Source organism: Ornithinimicrobium sp. INDO-MA30-4 (genome assembly GCF_021535045.1).
Taxonomy (GTDB): Bacteria; Actinomycetota; Actinomycetes; order Actinomycetales; family Dermatophilaceae; genus Ornithinicoccus.
Genome location: NZ_CP091056.1, coordinates 2320229 through 2335521 on the forward strand (window position 1 = coordinate 2320229; position 15293 = coordinate 2335521).

General features: G+C 62.5%; 18 protein-coding genes and 2 pseudogenes. 13 read left to right on the top strand and 7 right to left on the bottom strand.

Features of this window, described 5'->3' with window-relative positions; genetic code table 11:
- The first annotated feature begins 1 nt into the window (after window position 1).
- The 4 genes and pseudogenes from L0A91_RS19235 to L0A91_RS14010 all read left to right on the top strand — a co-directional run bounded on the left by L0A91_RS19235 (window position 2) and on the right by L0A91_RS14010 (window position 3275).
- Window positions 2-892: pseudogene (locus tag L0A91_RS19235) on the top strand (deoxyribodipyrimidine photo-lyase).
- Window positions 847-1380, top strand: coding sequence for an FAD-binding domain-containing protein (locus L0A91_RS19240; RefSeq protein WP_311197849.1), 534 nt, complete (start codon window positions 847-849; stop codon window positions 1378-1380). Before L0A91_RS19235 ends, L0A91_RS19240 begins: the two are co-directional and overlap by 46 nt.
- Window positions 1340-2391 (top strand): annotated as a pseudogene (locus tag L0A91_RS14005) (cation:proton antiporter). The gene L0A91_RS19240 and the pseudogene L0A91_RS14005 overlap by 41 nt, the downstream one beginning before the upstream one ends.
- Window positions 2346-3275 (top strand): hypothetical protein, encoded by a 930-nt coding sequence (locus tag L0A91_RS14010; RefSeq protein WP_235244984.1) that lies wholly within the window; start codon window positions 2346-2348, stop codon window positions 3273-3275. Before L0A91_RS14005 ends, L0A91_RS14010 begins: the two are co-directional and overlap by 46 nt.
- Here the strand turns inward: L0A91_RS14010 and L0A91_RS14015 are convergent.
- Window positions 3244-4467: a M20 family metallopeptidase gene (locus tag L0A91_RS14015; RefSeq protein ID WP_235244985.1), complete on the bottom strand. Its 1224-nt coding sequence runs from the start codon at window positions 4465-4467 to the stop codon at window positions 3244-3246. The two genes, L0A91_RS14010 and L0A91_RS14015, sit on opposite strands and share 32 nt — an antisense overlap.
- A 277-nt stretch (window positions 4468-4744) precedes the next feature.
- On the opposite strand from L0A91_RS14015, the gene L0A91_RS14020 reads away from it, so the two are divergent.
- From L0A91_RS14020 to L0A91_RS14050, 7 genes are all read left to right on the top strand, one after another.
- A complete protein-coding gene (locus L0A91_RS14020) occupies window positions 4745-5950 on the top strand; it encodes an MFS transporter (RefSeq protein WP_235244986.1) in 1206 nt (401 codons plus the stop codon).
- 46 nt (window positions 5951-5996) lie between these two features.
- The gene (locus L0A91_RS14025; RefSeq protein ID WP_235244988.1) at window positions 5997-6170 is read left to right on the top strand and encodes a DUF3179 domain-containing (seleno)protein; all 174 of its coding nucleotides are present in this window, start codon (window positions 5997-5999) and stop codon (window positions 6168-6170) included.
- 41 nt (window positions 6171-6211) lie between these two features.
- Entirely contained in the window at window positions 6212-6967 is a 756-nt protein-coding gene (locus tag L0A91_RS14030) for an alpha/beta fold hydrolase (protein WP_235246638.1), read from the top strand.
- Window positions 6968-7035: 68 nt separating this feature from the next.
- Window positions 7036-7488: a hypothetical protein gene (locus tag L0A91_RS14035; RefSeq protein WP_235244990.1), complete on the top strand. Its 453-nt coding sequence runs from the start codon at window positions 7036-7038 to the stop codon at window positions 7486-7488.
- Window positions 7440-8831: an ATP-binding cassette domain-containing protein gene (locus tag L0A91_RS14040; RefSeq protein WP_235246639.1), complete on the top strand. Its 1392-nt coding sequence runs from the start codon at window positions 7440-7442 to the stop codon at window positions 8829-8831. The genes L0A91_RS14035 and L0A91_RS14040 overlap by 49 nt, the downstream gene beginning before the upstream one ends.
- Window positions 8832-8878: 47 nt before the next feature.
- On the top strand, window positions 8879-9487 hold the full coding sequence (locus tag L0A91_RS14045; RefSeq protein ID WP_235244991.1) for an ABC transporter permease: 609 nt from the start codon (window positions 8879-8881) through the stop codon (window positions 9485-9487).
- The gene (locus L0A91_RS14050) at window positions 9463-9705 is read left to right on the top strand and encodes a hypothetical protein (protein ID WP_235244993.1); all 243 of its coding nucleotides are present in this window, start codon (window positions 9463-9465) and stop codon (window positions 9703-9705) included. Before L0A91_RS14045 ends, L0A91_RS14050 begins: the two co-directional genes overlap by 25 nt.
- Window positions 9706-9744: 39 nt before the next feature.
- On the opposite strand, the gene L0A91_RS14055 is transcribed toward L0A91_RS14050, so the two are convergent.
- On the bottom strand, window positions 9745-10116 hold the full coding sequence (locus tag L0A91_RS14055; RefSeq protein ID WP_235244995.1) for a hypothetical protein: 372 nt from the start codon (window positions 10114-10116) through the stop codon (window positions 9745-9747).
- 167 nt (window positions 10117-10283) lie between these two features.
- Between L0A91_RS14055 and L0A91_RS14060 the strand changes: the two genes are divergently transcribed.
- Together L0A91_RS14060 and L0A91_RS19245 are read left to right on the top strand one after the other, a co-directional pair.
- Entirely contained in the window at window positions 10284-11324 is a 1041-nt protein-coding gene (locus tag L0A91_RS14060; protein ID WP_311197850.1) for a hypothetical protein, read from the top strand.
- Window positions 11210-11662: a hypothetical protein gene (locus L0A91_RS19245; protein WP_311198168.1), complete on the top strand. Its 453-nt coding sequence runs from the start codon at window positions 11210-11212 to the stop codon at window positions 11660-11662. Before L0A91_RS14060 ends, L0A91_RS19245 begins: the two co-directional genes overlap by 115 nt.
- Before the next feature lie 66 nt (window positions 11663-11728).
- Here L0A91_RS19245 and L0A91_RS14065 read toward each other — a convergent pair whose 3' ends face one another.
- The 5 genes from L0A91_RS14065 to L0A91_RS14085 are packed head-to-tail and all read right to left on the bottom strand — an operon-like array spanning window position 11729 to window position 15249.
- Entirely contained in the window at window positions 11729-12067 is a 339-nt protein-coding gene (locus L0A91_RS14065) for a lipocalin family protein (RefSeq protein WP_235244996.1), read from the bottom strand.
- 19 nt (window positions 12068-12086) lie between these two features.
- Window positions 12087-12704 carry an efflux RND transporter permease subunit gene (locus L0A91_RS14070; RefSeq protein WP_235244997.1) on the bottom strand — a complete coding sequence of 206 codons (618 nt, stop codon included), beginning with the start codon at window positions 12702-12704 and terminating at the stop codon, window positions 12087-12089.
- Entirely contained in the window at window positions 12701-12949 is a 249-nt protein-coding gene (locus L0A91_RS14075) for a hypothetical protein (protein ID WP_235244998.1), read from the bottom strand. The genes L0A91_RS14070 and L0A91_RS14075 overlap by 4 nt, the downstream gene beginning before the upstream one ends.
- Window positions 12950-12973: 24 nt before the next feature.
- Entirely contained in the window at window positions 12974-13642 is a 669-nt protein-coding gene (locus tag L0A91_RS14080) for an efflux RND transporter permease subunit (RefSeq protein ID WP_235244999.1), read from the bottom strand.
- Window positions 13555-15249, bottom strand: coding sequence for an efflux RND transporter permease subunit (locus L0A91_RS14085; RefSeq protein ID WP_235245000.1), 1695 nt, complete (start codon window positions 15247-15249; stop codon window positions 13555-13557). The genes L0A91_RS14080 and L0A91_RS14085 overlap by 88 nt, the downstream gene beginning before the upstream one ends.
- Between the last annotated feature and the right edge of the window lie 44 nt (window positions 15250-15293).

Genomic DNA, 15293 nt, shown 5'->3' on the forward strand with positions numbered 1-15293 from the left:
AATGGCCACGGCGATTCTGTGGTTGCGGCGTGACCTGCGACTTCACGACCTGCCTGCGCTCGGGGCTGCCCACGAAGCGGGCAGCGACATTGCCGGTCTTCGTCCTTGACCCAGTGCTCTTAGGTGACTCCTCGGTGCGTACCAACGTGCTTTTGGTGCCCTGCGAGCACTAAACGAGTCGTATGACGGAGCCGTCGTCTTGCGCACGGGTAAGCCCGAGGAGGTTATCGCGCAGTTGGTCGCTGAGGTGAGCGCCAACAGCGTGCACATCACATTAGAAACGACGCCCTTTGGTCGCCGCCGAGACGAGCGGGTGCGAGAAGCGCTGGGAGAAACCCCGCTGATAGCCACCGGAAGCCCGTATGCGATCGGGCCGGGGACGATTTTTAACGGCGGTGGTGACCCCTACAAAGTCTTCACGCCGTTCTCCAAGGCGTGGCGAGCACACGGCTGGCCGCGCCCTGCCGAGGTTCCGGCTGACCTCAGTTGGCACGGTGGTGTCGACTCCGAGCAGTTGCCCGCGGCTCCTGACCTGCCCGAAGGCATGACTGTCGATGAGGTCAGTGAGGCCGCAGCACATGCCCGCTGGGAAGAGTTCGCTGGTGAGTCGGTCGCTGACTACAAGGATCAGCGCGATCGGCCGAGCACGGACGGCACGTCCCGACTTTCTGCTCAGCTGAAGTACGGCACGATCCATCCCCGCACGCTTCTCGCCGACCTCGAGGGCCGCGAAGGCGATGGCATCTTCACTTTTGTGAGCGAGTTGGCTTGGCGAGAGTTCTATGCCGATGTCCTCTGGCACAACCCTCTTCGGCCTGGACAGACCTCCGGCAGAGTTTGGCCTCGATGCCTTACGACCATCCCGATGACGACCCAGACACGGCCGACTTAGTGGACGCCTGGCGTGCGGGCAAGACCGGCTACCCGTTTGTGGATGCGGGCATGCGTCAATTGCTCGCCGACGGATGGATGCACAACCGTGTGCGCATGGTGACGGCAAGTTTCCTGGTGAAGCACCTGCACGTTTGGTGGCCGGTTGGCGCACGGCACTTCATGGAGCACCTCATCGACGGTGACATCGCCTCCAACAACCACGGCTGGCAATGGGTGGCAGGCACCGGCACCGACGCCGCTCCCTACTTCCGTGTCTTCAACCCGATCACCCAAGGCAAACGCTTCGACCCCGACGGTGACTACATCCGGCGCTATGTGCCCGAGTTGAGGCACCTCGACGGTAAATCTGTGCACGAGCCTTGGAAGGCGCTGGACGGTCAAGCGCACGGATATCCCGACCCAATTGTTGAGCATTCGGCAGCACGGTCCGAGGCGCTCTCGCGCTATGAGCAGGCACGAGAGGAACAGTCCGGTGGGACCAGCTGAATATCTCGCGTTGGTCATCGGTGTGGCGGTTGCCTCGCAGTGGTTTGCGTGGAAGGTCAAAGTCCCGTCGATTTTGATCTTGCTGATCGTCGGTTTTGGCCTGGGGCAAGGTGTGGCGCCCGAAGAAGTGCTCGGCCGCGACCTGCTCTTTGCGCTGGTCAGCCTGGCCGTCGGCATCATCCTTTTTGAGGGTTCGTTATCGCTGAAGTTCCGCGACCTGCGGGAGGTCGGCAAGCCGGTACGACGGCTGTGCTCGGTCACGATGCTCATTGCCTGGCCGCTGATCACCCTGGCGGCTTGGGCAGTCGGGTGGAGTGGCGCCTAGCTCTCTTAGTTGGCGCCATTCTGGTTGTCACTGGCCCCACAGTGATCAACCCGATTTTGCGACAACTGCGGCCGACCCGGCGGGTCAGCAACATGTTGCGCTGGGAGGGCATCGTCGTTGACCCGATCGGTGCCATCTTGGCGGTGCTGGTTTATCAGGCGGTTCTCGTCGGAGGGCCGGATGGTGCGATCGCTACCGCATTGGAGGCACTCGGCAAATCCGTCGGGATTGCTGCGGTGCTCACCCTCGTCTTGGGCGCTGGCCTTGAGTTCCTGATGCGTCGCCACTTGATCCCCGACTTCCTTGAGGGCGTCGTCTTCCTGGCAACAGCCATTGGAGCCTTGGAAATATCCAACGTGTTACAGCCAGAGAGTGGCCTTTTGACGGTTACCGTGTTGGGCATCTACCTGGGCAACCGTCCAGGTCTGCATCTCGAGCACGTCCAGGAGTTTAAGGAGCACCTCCAGGTCCTCTTCGTTGGCGCGCTATTCGTGATGTTGGCCGGACGCGTCACGCCCGATGCGCTCATTTCGATCGCGCCCCAGGCCGCGATTTTCGTTGCGGCGCTGATCCTGATTGTCCGACCGGTGAGTGTTTTCTCGGGCTCTTGGGCACGGGTGCGACCCGTGAAGAGCGAGTCTTGCTGGCGTGCATGGCACCACGAGGGATCGTCGCTGCCGCAGTGACCAGCATCTTTGCCCTGGAACTGGACCACGCTGCGCAGGAAGCGTCGCAGGCTGCGCTTGAGGCTTCGGGAGCAGCGGAAGATTCCTTGCTGCTTGAAGCCTCGCGCTTGACAGGTTTGGCTCAAGGGGCCGAAGAACTAGTGCCATTGGTCTTCGTCACCATTGTTGCCACGGTTGCGATCTACGGTTTGGGCATTGGTCGATTGGCTGAGCGGCTGGGCTTAGCGACGACGACGCCGTATGGCGTGATGTTCGCAGGGGCGGAGCAATGGGTGCGTGAATCAGCGGCGGTGCTGGGTGATCTGAAGGTGCCGACCCTGATCGTCACCCAGGATGCAGGTAATTTGCGTAAGGCCCGGATGGAAAACATCCGCGTAGAGCGCACCCACATGTTGTCCGAATACGCCGTGGAAGAGATGGACCTAGCCGGCATCGGGTCCTTCATCTCGGCAACGTCGGATGACGACGCGAACGGCACGGCGGCCAAGGAGTTTGCCTCGACGCTGAGCAGCAGCAACGTCTATCAATTGCGGCGCAGCGATGCCGACCAACAGGCCAAAAAGGGAGCCGACCGCAAGGCCACGGCCCCGCGGTTCAGCGCTCGGGTGCCGTTTGATCCGCCACAATCTTTTGAGGACATGAACCGGCACTCTCGCGCTGGCATGCGCATCCGCAGCACGAAACTGACGGACAAGTTCACCCTGGATGACTTCCGTGAGATGCAACCAGACGCGATCGGTCTATTCATCCACCAGGACGGCGTGACGTCAGTCATCACCGAAGAGACGAAGGTCCCGCAAACAGGCATCAGCCTGGTGGCGATGGTGACGCCGCGCGATTCTCCGAGGTCGGTTAAGAAACGCCGAGACGAATCCGCCGAATAGCCATCTCGGCTAGCCACGCGGCTGCGTCCGGTAGCACCATGTCATCGAAGACAGCTCGCGCTGAGTGGTTGTCAGCGGCAGTATCGGGGTCCGCCTCGGGTGGGCAGGCGCCTAAGAAGAAGTAGGCACCGGGCACTTCGTTCATCACGAATGACATATCTTCGGAGCCCATCTCAGGGAACTCGCGCACTTCCATCCGATCCGGACCAAAGAGGTCTTTCACAACCTGCTCGCCCAACGCATACTCGTCCGGGTCGTTGATGGTTGCGGGATAGCCCTCGCTGAAGCCGACGGTGGCTGTCATTCCATGCGCAGCGCTCACTCCGTCAACGACACGAACGATCTCACGCATCGCGACCTCAAGGTTGTGGGCGGAGAAGGTCCGCAAGGTCGCGGCCAGATCTGCCTCATCGCTAATGATGTTGTCTTTGCTGCCGCCGCGGATCAGGCCTACGGTCAAGAGAACCGGGTCGAACACATCAAATCGACGGGTCACCATCGTCTGCAGGGCGAGCACGATTTCGCACAGCACCGGGACAGGGTCGAGGCAGCGGAACGGAGTTGATCCGTGTCCGCCCTCGCCGTGCACCGTGATCTTGACCGTGTCCGCCCCAGCCATCAGTTCCTTGGGACGCGAAGACCAGTGACGGTGTGGAACTTCGGAGGAGAAAACGTGCATTGCGTATGCCGCGTCGACCCGGCGGCCAGCAACGTCCAGGAGCCCCTCGGCCACCATCACTTCAGCCCCGCCGGGGCCTTCTTCAGCGGGCTGGAACATCAAGACGACATCGCCGGCCAACTCCTCGCGGCGCTGATCGAGCAGTCGTGTGGCTCCCACGAGCGCGGCAACATGCAGGTCATGACCACAGGCATGCATGGCGCCGTTGGTCGAGGCATAGGGGGCGTCGACTTCTTCATCGACGGGCAAGCCGTCCATATCGCCGCGCAGCAACACAACAGGGCGCTCTTGCCCTACTGGAGTCGGCGCCCCACCGCGCAGCACGCCAACGACCGATGAGAGACCCTTACCCAACGTGATCTCGAGGTCGATGTCTGCCAACTCATTCAGCACTCGCTGTTGCGTCCCCGGCAGGTGCAAGCCGATCTCCGGAGCTTCGTGCAGATCCCGCCGCAAAGCGCTTAAATCGTCCGCCAGGGCGTTGGCTGCTGCGACGGTGGGGTGAAGGCTCATGTCGAAGTATCTCCATCCATTCGGGCCAACATCGCATCGCGGTGTTTGTGGCCGACTGTCTCGTATCCGACGATCGTAACCACCGGGATCGCCACCGTCAGGACGCTTCCCGTTGCTGAGATGACGACGTCAAAGTCAGCGTGCTCGGTATCGAGGTTGTACGCGGGACAAGTGGGGGATAGGCGGCATAGTCATAAATTTTCAGTGTGCGCCCACATCGGCTGTGCGACAAAACTGATGGGCCTTGGCCCGCGGCGCAGATGAGAGAATAGAGCACGTGACGTCTGCAGCCCCCACCACCTCGCGCAAACTCCCGGCCGACACCAGGTTGGCGTTTATCGCGCTAATCGTGGGCGGTTTCGGCCTTGGCGTGACGGAGTTCGTCACCATGGGTCTGCTGCCGCAGATCGCCGAGGGCATGAACGTCTCAATCCCGCAGGCAGGTCACGTCGTTTCTGCGTACGCGGTGGGCGTGGTCGTCGGTGCGCCGCTCCTGGCTATCTTCGGTGCCCGCTTCCCGCGTCGTTTCATGCTGATGGCCATGATGGCCACCTTTGTTGTTGGCAACGTGCTATCGGCTTCGGCCCAGACCTACGAGACCCTTCTGGCTGCGCGCTTTGTCGCGGGTCTGCCGCACGGTGCCTTCTTCGGTCTGGCCTCGTTGGCTGCCGTTTCTATGGTCTCCTCCACCATGCGCGGCAAGGCTGTTGGCACGGTGATGATGGGCATCCCGCTAGCCAACTTGATTGGCGTTCCCGTAGCCACCTGGATGGGGCAGGTCTTTGGTTGGCGCAGCGCCTACTGGGCGGTCGCGGTTGTTGGCCTGCTGACGATGCTGCTGGTGCGCCTTTGGGTGCCTCGGACCGCTGCGGACTCATCACTGTCCTGGCGCAAAGAACTCGGCGCCTTCAAGAAGAGCCAGGTCTGGCTAACTTTGGGCGTTGGCAGCATTGGCTTCGGCGGCATGTTCGCGATGTACTCCTACATCGCGCCCACGGTCACTGAGGTCACTGGACAAAGTGATGCCTGGGTGCCGGTCTTCCTGTTTTCCTTTGGGATCGGCTCCGTTATGGGCAACTCGTTGGGTGGGCGATTGGCCGACTGGTCAATTTTGCGGGGCTTGGCTGTCAGCGGGGTGCTGATGATGTCGCTGCTGCTGATCTTTTGGTATGCCTCGCAGTTCCTGGTGCCAGCCCTCATCGTCTTGTTCTTGATCTCCGCGTCTGGTGCGTCGTGGGTCATTTGCCTGCAGATGCGACTGATGAGTGTGGCTGGTGAAGCCAAGACCTTGGGTGCCGCCCTGAACCACTCCGCGCTCAATGCGGCCAACGCGTTGGGCGCGTGGCTCGGTGGTCTGGTTATCGCAGGCGGGTTTGGGTATCAGGCCCCCACGTTGGTTGGTGCGGCGCTCGCGTTTGCTGGCTTGGTTATTTTGGCGATCTCGACCACGAAGCACGTTCGCGACCGGCACCTGATCTTCTAATTTGCCCTTCTAGGGTGCCGGGCCTCTTGGTATGCAGGTGAGCGTCTTGCGCGAGCAACTTGAATCGGCAGAGAGTGTTGCTGTTGGCGACGTGCAGGTGCGCTCATTCGCTGGTGGCTTTAGCGTCTTCGATAGCGATGGCGAGATGATCCCCAGCCACGCGGCCTTCTGGTTCGCGTGGAGCCAATTCCACCCCGACACGGACCTCTGGACAGGCTGATGTCATAACGCTCAGATGCGCTCCGTAGAGTGCTCTGCGTGATGAAACCCCTGGTGCGCCCAGCCCACCGACTCACTCGGTGGGCTAGAGCTGCACCAGGGGTTTCGCTGTTTGCTGCTGTCGGCGTGACCGCACCACTGGCGCAGGCCGCTGAAAGCGATGACTCCAGCGCGGCTGAGCCCACGACATCCACGGTTGCGGTGGGCGATGAGTCGGACGGCTCAACCGTCGAGTTGGATGTGGACACCTTCTATCCAGCGCAAACCCCCGCCCCAGCCGTCGTCCTCGCGCATGGCTTCGGCGGCAGCAAAGACTCCGTCGCCGCGCAAGCCGCTGACCTGCAGTCTGCTGGGTATGTGGTGCTCACCTACACCGCCCGCGGCTTCGGTGCCTCCGGTGGCCGGGTCCACCTCAACGACCCCGACTTTGAGATCGCTGATGTCTCAGCCCTGATCGATGTGCTGGCCAGCGATGACGCAGTCGTGCAGGACGGCAATGACGACCCTCGGGTAGCCGTTGCTGGTGGCAGCTATGGGGGAGCGGCCGCCCTGATGAGTGCTGGCGCTGATGACCGCGTGGATTCCGTCGTCGCGGCCATCACCTGGAACGACCTAGGCGACGCGTTCTTCCCACAGTCCGCCATCCAAAACCCCGACCAGGCTGGTTTCGCCAATGAGCCGATCGATCAGCCTGGCCCTTTAAAGCCTGGTGGGCCTCCAACTTCTTCACCAGCGTCGTTGCGGGCGACCCCAGTGGATGCGGATCTTTTGACCCGCAGGTCTGCGACCTCTTCCTGAGCGCAGCCGAGACTGGCGAGCCGAGCGATGGACTCCTGACGCTGCTGAGCGACCATAGCCCTGCCCCGGTGTTGGCGGATATCGAGGCCCCGACATACCTGATCCAAGGCATGTCCGACTCGCTGTTTGGCCTCGACCAAGCCGATGCAAATGCCCGCGCGCTACAAGACGCTGGCATCCCGGTCGCGGTCAGTTGGTATAACGGCGGTCACGACGGGGCCACGGCTGCTGTCGACGGAGGGCTTGGCTTCGGGGGCGAAGACGACGCAACCGAGACCACTGACCTGACGGCGTCGACTACCGCCGGTGCTGACACCGACTGGCTGCCCTGGCTTGAGGCGACCCTGAGCGACGAAGGTGTGACGACCGACTCGCTTCCCGTCCCGACCTTAGCTATGCGATGCCGCCCACGCAGGAGTCCGACGGTGAGATTGCCTCCGCTGACACCTACCCGCCGACGACTGATGTGGGCATGGCAGATCTGCCACTCAGTCTTGACGCCACCAGCCTTCCAGGCCTGATCAACCCACCTGGCGGTGTGCCGCAGGCCAATACGGCACTGCCCGGACTCGGTGCGCTCGGCGGCTTTGGCACCCAATTGCTCTCAGCGATTCCTGGGCAATCAACGATTTATGCCACCGAGCCTCTCACCGAAGACCTCACAATCGTGGGTGCCCCGCAGGTGACTTTGGACGTCACCTCCAATGCCGACCAAACGACGCTGTTCCTCTCGGTGTGGGAGGTCAGCAGCGGCCAACCAGTCCTGCCACGCCGCCTCGTGGCGCCCGTCCAGGCTGATGTGACGCCAGGTGAAAGCACCGAAATCACGGTGGCACTGCCGATGGCCACCTGGCAGGTCGACGCTGGCAGCCGACTCCAGGTCGTCGTCTCCGCCACCGACTCTGCGTTTGCCAGCCCTGACGAGACACGCGTTGACCAGATCGCCGTGACCGACGCCGGGTTAACCGTCCCGACGGCGCCCGCTCCCGCCGAAGCAGCGCCCGGGTGGTTCAACGCCGAAAGCCGGGGTGTGGCGATTGCCCTGGCCCTCGTGCTGCTCGTCATTGGCGTGTTCGTCTGGCGCTCGCGGCATCAGCCAGCCGCCTTCGACGCCGAGATCGCCGATGTGCCATTGGTGGTCTCCGGTCTGACTAAGTCCTACCCGGACGGGCACAAGGCCGTCCAGGACGTGACCTGGCGGGCCGAGCGCGGGCAAGTCGTCGGCCTGCTTGGGCCCAACGGCGCAGGAAAGACCACCACGCTGCGGATGGTGATGGGGCTGATCGCGCCCAACGACGGCACCGTGCACGTGCTCGGTCACCAGGTCAGCGCTGGCTCACCCGTCCTCGGACGGGTTGGCGCCTTGGTCGAGGGACCCGGCTTCTTGCCACACCTCACTGGTCTGCAAAACCTGCACGCGCTCTGGGCCGCCACTGGCCGACCGGTCGAGGAAGCGCACTTTGAGCAAGCACTCGATGCGGCGGCGCTCTCCGACTCGGTGCACCGCCCGGTCAAGTCCTACAGCCAAGGTATGCGTCAGCGCCTGGGCATCGCCGCAGCCATGCTCGGTATGCCTGAGGTGCTGATCCTCGATGAGCCCACCAACGGACTCGACCCGCCCCAGATCGCAGCGATGCGCCCAATGCTGCAGGACTATGCAGCAACTGGGCGCACGGTCATCGTCTCGAGTCACTTGCTGGCTGAAGTCGAGATGACCTGTTCGCACGTTGTCGTGATGCACGCGGGCAAGGTGTTGGCGACCGGGTCAGTCGCCGAAATTGGCGTCGAGGAAGGGCGCTCCTGGAAGACGTCTTCCTCTCGACCATCGCGGGCGCTGCTGGCGATACCCGTCTCAACCAGGTGAGGGCCCGATGAGCACAGAAACCGAGAACTCAACGGCCACGCCAGGCGGTGCGCCGGAGAGAGACGCACGCCCTCCGCCTCAAAGTTGAAGCCCAACGCCAACTATCCCGGCTGCGCACCAAGTGGGTCTTCGGGATCATCTTGGCGCTGCCGTTGATCGTCGTCACAGCCTTCGCCGTGGGCGGCGACAATGGCGGCGGGCGGCCCGATAACTTCGCTGATCTCGCCACCGCGGGGTCTGGCAACTTCGCGCTGTTCTTGCTGCTCGTGAGTTCGGAGTTGTTGCTGCTGATCGTGGCTGCGCTCTTTGTCGGTGACCCGGTGCCGTCGGAAGCATCCTGGTCATCCTTGCGCTATCTGTTGATTGCGCCAGTGCCGCGCGGCCGACTGCTGACTGCAAAGCTCACTGTCGGTCTGCTCTTCACCGCTCTGGCCACCGCGGTCCTCTTGGGTTGGGTGCTGCTGGTCGGTGGTGTCTTCTATGGCTTTGGCCCGTTGACCTTGGGCGATGCTGGCTCCTTGGATTGGGGCCAAACCCTGACCCGTCTGGGCCTCGGCGCGCTCTATGTCTTCATCGTGCAGTTGCCTTTGCGGCCCTCGCGCTCTGGACCGGTGTCCGTTCAGATGCCCCCTTGGCCGCTGTCGGCATCGCGGTGATCGCAGTGATTGTCTCCGCGATCTTGGACCAACTCTCGGCCCTGGGCGACTGGCGGCATGCACTGCCCACGCACTACAACCGCGAATGGGTCTCACTGTTCACCCCCAACGCTGACTTCACCGCACTGGTGCCCGGCGTCATGTGGGCACTGTTGTATGCGGTGGTGCTGACCGCATTGGCCTACCGCCACTTCCTCAAGAAAGACGTGATTTCTTAACCCGGTGCATCAGCCCAGTGGCGACCAGCACCACAATGATCACCAACACAACCGAGACCCCCACGGAGAGCCAGCAGCCGCGGCTAGCCCTGCGCGCCATACGGCGAAGCCGATCGTGGTGTAAATCGTGGCCCAGGCGATCGAGCCGGGGATCTGCACCAGGGTGAACCACGCCCAGCGCAACCGCATCACACCGGCCGCAGCCAAAACCAGCGTCTGAAAGCCGACGGTCAGATAGCAGAGCGGCACGGCCACGAGGCCCCAGCGCTGAATCAAGGCTCGGCCGCGCGACAAGCCCTCGCCTTGCAGCCAGGCGTGCACGTCGGCACGCCACCCTTCTTGCGGCGCTGTGTGTCGAAGCGCCTGCTCGGTGATACTGCGAGCAATCCAATAGGTTGCTTGACCGCGCAAGATGGCCACCACAAAAGCACGCCAAAGGCTAGGGCTACGTTGCTCTCCACCCAGGATTCTGACACCCGGTCAGTGTTTCATACCCGCAGCAGCAGCCGAGTGCTCACCGAGCCTGAGAGACTAGGGCAACGCAAGACATACTCACCTATCAATGGAGACAAACACCGATGTCAGATGAGACCACCACACTCTTGATCTTTGGCGCCTCAGGTGACCTGACGAGCCGGTTGCTGCTGCCTGGTTTGGGCACCTTGCTGGCGGTCGAGCCCGGGCGCAAGGTCCGCGTGGTCGGCGCAGCGCGTGAGGCCATCTCCGAGGACGAGTGGCATGACAAGTTCCGCACCGCGATGGAGTCGGCCGAGCTGCCACAAGAGCGCATCGAGCAATTGCTGACCACAGCGGTCTACTACCAGGCCGATGTGTTGGAGCAAGAGCAACTTGATGGTGTGCTGGCTGACCTCGAGGGCCCCATCGTGATGTATTTCGCGCTGCCGCCGCAGATCTCGATGAAGCTCTCTGCTCTGCTCGAAAAGATGGATCTACCGGTCGACACCCGGTTGGCGCTGGAGAAGCCATTTGGCCATGACCCGGAGTCGGCGGCTGAGTTCAATGCTCAACTGTTGCGCGTCGTGCCCGAGTCGCGCATTCACCGCGTCGACCACTTCATTGGTGTGGCAACGGTGCTCAACCTGATGGGCGTGCGCTTCGCCAACCGGTTGATGGAGCCGATCTGGAACTCTGATCACATCGAGCGAGTCGACATCAACTATGACGAAACGCTGGCCTTGGAGGGCCGCGCTGGCTATTACGACAGTGCTGGTGCCCTCAAGGACATGACCCAGTCACACCTGCTGCAGATCCTGGCGTTTTTTGCCATGGAGGCACCTGCACGGTTGACGGCCGATGAGGTGCAGTCGCTCAAGGCACAGCTCTTGCGGGCTACCAGTTTATGGAACGACGACGCGACCGTCTCCTCCCGACGCGCCCGCTACAGCGCCGGCACCGTGGACGGCAAAGAGATCCCCGACTACTCCAGCGAAGAGGGTGTTGACCTGGCCGTGAGACCGAGACGCTTGCGGAAATTGTCGTCGGGATCGACAACGCTCGCTGGAAGAACGTCCCCTTTGTGTTGCGCAGTGGCAAGGCTCTCGGCGAGGTCAGCAAGGAAATCATCGTCACCTTCCGGTCACCACGGCACCTGCCATTAGGTCTGAAGGACAACAACCAGCCCGACCGCCTCATCCTGCAACTCAAGCCCGGTGCGTTGACGCTGGAATTGGCCATCAACGCCGAGGGCGACCCATTCGCGTTGGAGCAAAAGAGCCTCTTCGCCGAGTTGGGCAAGGCGCGCATGCTCCCGTATGGCGAGGTGCTGGGCGGCATCATGGACGGCAACGCGCTGTTGTCGATCCGCGGCGACGTTGCCGAAGAGTGCTGGCGCATCGTGGATCCCGTGCTGAAGGCTTGGTCGGCAGGCGATGTCCCGCTGCAGGAGTACCCAGCAGGCTCGGACGGACCTGAGGGCTGGGGCGTTATCCCCGACTGAGACCTTGAGTCACCACATGAGATGAGGCCCGTCCGGATATGTCCGGGCGGGCCTCATCTGTGCGGGTCAGTCGTTGTCGCGGGCTTCTTCCAACATCACGCGGTTGTCCCAGTCAGCGACGAGCAGTTTGTCGACCTCAAAGACCTGCTCTCTAGCCGTCTCGACGTATTCGCCGGCCAGCGTCGAGGAGAAGGCGTCCTTGTCTCGGGCTAACAGCCAGATCGACTTGCGGTCGGGGGTGCCCACGAGGGCCATCGAGTAGTCGTCCTCAAGGCGGATGATGGTGTAGTTGCCGCCATCGTCCTGCACCCAGTACTCAGCCGTTGAGACGGTGACGTCGCCTGGAAACGCATCGGCAGCCGCGCAATTTCGTGCCAGAGCCCCACGCGAGGGAGGCTCTGCCACTAGTCATTCATGCCGAAGTTTAGGCGGGCGCTGGAGCGCTGTCGTCATCGCTCGCCTCGTGCTTGCCTCGACGAGCGATGCGCCGCTCGGCAAGCCTCTCTTTGGCCCGCTCGACCAACTCATACAGCACCGGGACCAAGATCAAGGTCAATGCTGTTGAGCTAATCAGGCCACCAATCACCACGATCGCGAGTGGCTGGGAGATGAAGGCTCCACCGCCAGTGACCGCGAGCGCCATCGGAGTCAACGCAAAGATCGTCGCCAATGCGGTCATCAGAATGGGGCGGAAACGGTGACGGGCACCTTCAACGACAGCCTCATGGATGCCATACCCGCGAGAGCGGTACTGGTTGATCAGGTCGATCAACACGATCGCATTCGTGACCACCACACCGATCAGCATCAACATGCCGATCATGGCCGCGACGTCCAGCGGGGTGCCGGTGATCAGCAGCATGACCAGCGAGCCCGTTGCAGCAAACGGCACCGAGACCAGCAGCAGGATCGGCTGAAGCAGGCTGTTGAAGGTCGCCACCATGACGAGATAAACGATCGCAATGGCAGCTAGCAGTGCTAGACCCAGGCTGGCGAAGGCGTCTTCCTGGTCAGAGCTAACGCCACCGAGCTCAACGGTCACGCCCTCGGGCCATCCAAATCAGCAAGTCGCTGAGTGAGGTCGGCCGTCAGTGCGCCCAAGTTGTCGCCAGTGGGGACTGCGGTGATCGAAGCACTGCGCTGGCCATCGATCCGGGTGATCCGGACCAGTTCATCCACCGACTCCACGTCGGCGACATCATCCAGGGTCAAGGCACCGGCTGGTGATGCGCCGATGACGAGTCCCTCCAGGTCGGTCACTGTCTCCGGGGCTTCGCCTTGAGACACGTTGACCAGATAGGTGTCGGCACCCTACTCAACCTGGCCAACGGTGCTGCCAGTCGATGCCGAGCTGACGATCTGCCCGATCTGGGTTTCGGTCAAACCAGCGGCGGCCGCGGCTTCACGTTCAACAGTGACCCGCAAAGAGGGCACGGTGTCAGCGAGGTTATTCGTGACATCAGTGCCGCCAGCTTCTTCAACCACATCGACGACCTGTGCAGCTGTGGTCATCAAGTCATCTGAGTCGGCAGCGCTGACCACGACCTCCAGGTTGGAGGAGCCGGGCTGCTGCTGTGCACCGGTGACAGCGACATTAGCGTCGCTGGGAACGGGTGCCTCGTCCTCAAACGCCTGAGCGAAAGCGGCCCCGTCGGAGTCTTCGACCAGGGTGATGGCCACGGTGGCCGCATTGCTGCCGCCGCCGAGGAAGACGGCTTCGATGCCACCGCTGGATCCGACGGTCGACTGGTAGGACTCAACTTCATCCTGATCGCCCAACCATGCCTCGACCTCGCGAGCAGTCTCGTCGGTCGAGGCCAACTCAGTGCCGGTAGGCAGGGTGATGGTGGCGGTCAAGGTGTCGCCGTCGGCGCTGCCGATGAAGTCCGTCTTCAGCAAGGTGCCTGCCCCGACCGTCCCGGCCAAGACCAGACCAGCCACCGCGAGCGTGATGACCGGGTGCGCCAGCGAGCGCGCCAAGACGGGCAAGTAGGCCTTCTGCAACTTGTCCGGTGCGTCTTCTTCCCGGTCCAAGTCCTTTGCGATGCTCCGCCGCTGCGGCCCAAGAACCAGTAGCCCAGCACGGGGACAATGGTCAGCGCTACAAACAGCGACGCAATCATGGCAATCGCCACAGTGAACGCAAACGGACGGAAGAGCTCGCCGACCTGGCCGCTGACCAAGCCAAGCGGCAGGAAGACAGCGACGGTTGCGGCGGTAGCCGAGGTGATAGCACCGGCCACTTCGCGCACGGCGTCGACGATGGCAGTGAGCCGGTTTCCGCCTCGAGCGATGTGTCGCTTGATGTTCTCGATGACCACGATCGAGTCGTCCACGACTCGACCAATGGCGATGGTCAAGGCGCCAAGCGTCAGGATGTTGAGCGAATACCCGGCGATCTGCAAACCAAGCAAGGCAATCAGCAGCGACAGCGGGATCGACAGCGCCGTGACGAGGGTCAATCGCACAGAGAGCAGGAACACCAGCACCACGAGGATGGCGAAGGTGAGGCCAAGGAGCCCTTCGGTGGTGAGGTCCTCAATCGACTGCTCAATGAACGGGGCCTGGTCAAACACGATGGTTAACTCGCCACCGTCAAGCAGCGTCTCCAGCTCCGGGATCAACTCATCCAGAGAGTTGGAGATGTCAACGGCATTGCCGTCTGGTGTCTTCGTGATCTGCAAGCCGACACTGGGCTCACCATTCGTGCGGGTGTATGCCGTGGCCTCCTGATCGCGCAGTTCCACCGTCGCGATGTCGCCCAGCAACGGCGCTGCTGCTGGTGCGATGTCAGGCTCGGCGGCATTGGGATCGGCAGCGTCGGGGGCGGTTGGCGCGGTAGCGGCCGCTGGAGCAACGACCGGCAGGCTGGCGATGTCGTCAACCGAGTTCAACCGGGTGCCGACCTGCACCGGCAACTCGGTGTCGCCATCCAGTACGGTGCCAGCGTTACTAACGACGCCGTTGGCTTGCAGCACGGAAGCAACAGTTCCGGCGTTCACGCCAGCAGCGGTGGCGGCCTCTTCGTCGAGATCTACGCTGACGACCTGAGTGGCTACACCGGTCAACTGGACTCCGCGCACGCCATCCAGCTCTTCGATGTCTGGAATCACCAGTTCGTTGAGCCGGCGCACCAGGTCAGTGGGGTCCTCGCCGCCGGTCGCCGAGAGTTGGATGATGGGGAAGTCGTCGATGTTTCCGGCAAAGACCGAGGGGCTGGCGTCATCCGGCAGGCCCTGCACGGAGAAGATCTGACGCTGCAGGTTGGTCTGGGCGGCGCCAAGGTCTGTGCCGTAGTCCAACTCGAGGGTCACCGCGGAGAAGCCATCGCTCGAGGTCGACTGCACTTCGACGAGGCCTGGGATGCCTTGCGCGGCGTCCTCCATCGGTCCGCTTACTTGCTCCTCAACAACTGCGGCGCTGGCTCCCGGGACTGGCGTGGCAACAACCAAGACGGGGAACTGTAGCGACGGGAAGAGCTCTCGCGGCAGCACATTAGCCGACCAGAGGCCAGCAAAAATGGCGAAGAGTGTGGTCAAGGCGATGAGGGCGCGGTTGCGCACGCTAAACATCGTCAGTTTTGTCATCGAGGGATCCTCGCGTGGTGCGGACACGGTATTTTCAGCATTAT

What these genes read in the sequence shown, in the direction of transcription:
- L0A91_RS19240 (WP_311197849.1), top strand. Translation starts at nt 847, where the DNA reads ATGCCTTACGACCATCCCGATGACGACCCAGACACGGCCGACTTAGTG.
- L0A91_RS14015 (WP_235244985.1), bottom strand. Translation starts at nt 4,467, where the DNA reads ATGAGCCTTCACCCCACCGTCGCAGCAGCCAACGCCCTGGCGGACGAT.
- L0A91_RS14030 (WP_235246638.1), top strand. Translation starts at nt 6,212, where the DNA reads ATGAAACCCCTGGTGCGCCCAGCCCACCGACTCACTCGGTGGGCTAGA.
- L0A91_RS14040 (WP_235246639.1), top strand. Translation starts at nt 7,440, where the DNA reads ATGGCAGATCTGCCACTCAGTCTTGACGCCACCAGCCTTCCAGGCCTG.
- L0A91_RS14060 (WP_311197850.1), top strand. Translation starts at nt 10,284, where the DNA reads ATGTCAGATGAGACCACCACACTCTTGATCTTTGGCGCCTCAGGTGAC.
- L0A91_RS14085 (WP_235245000.1), bottom strand. Translation starts at nt 15,249, where the DNA reads ATGACAAAACTGACGATGTTTAGCGTGCGCAACCGCGCCCTCATCGCC.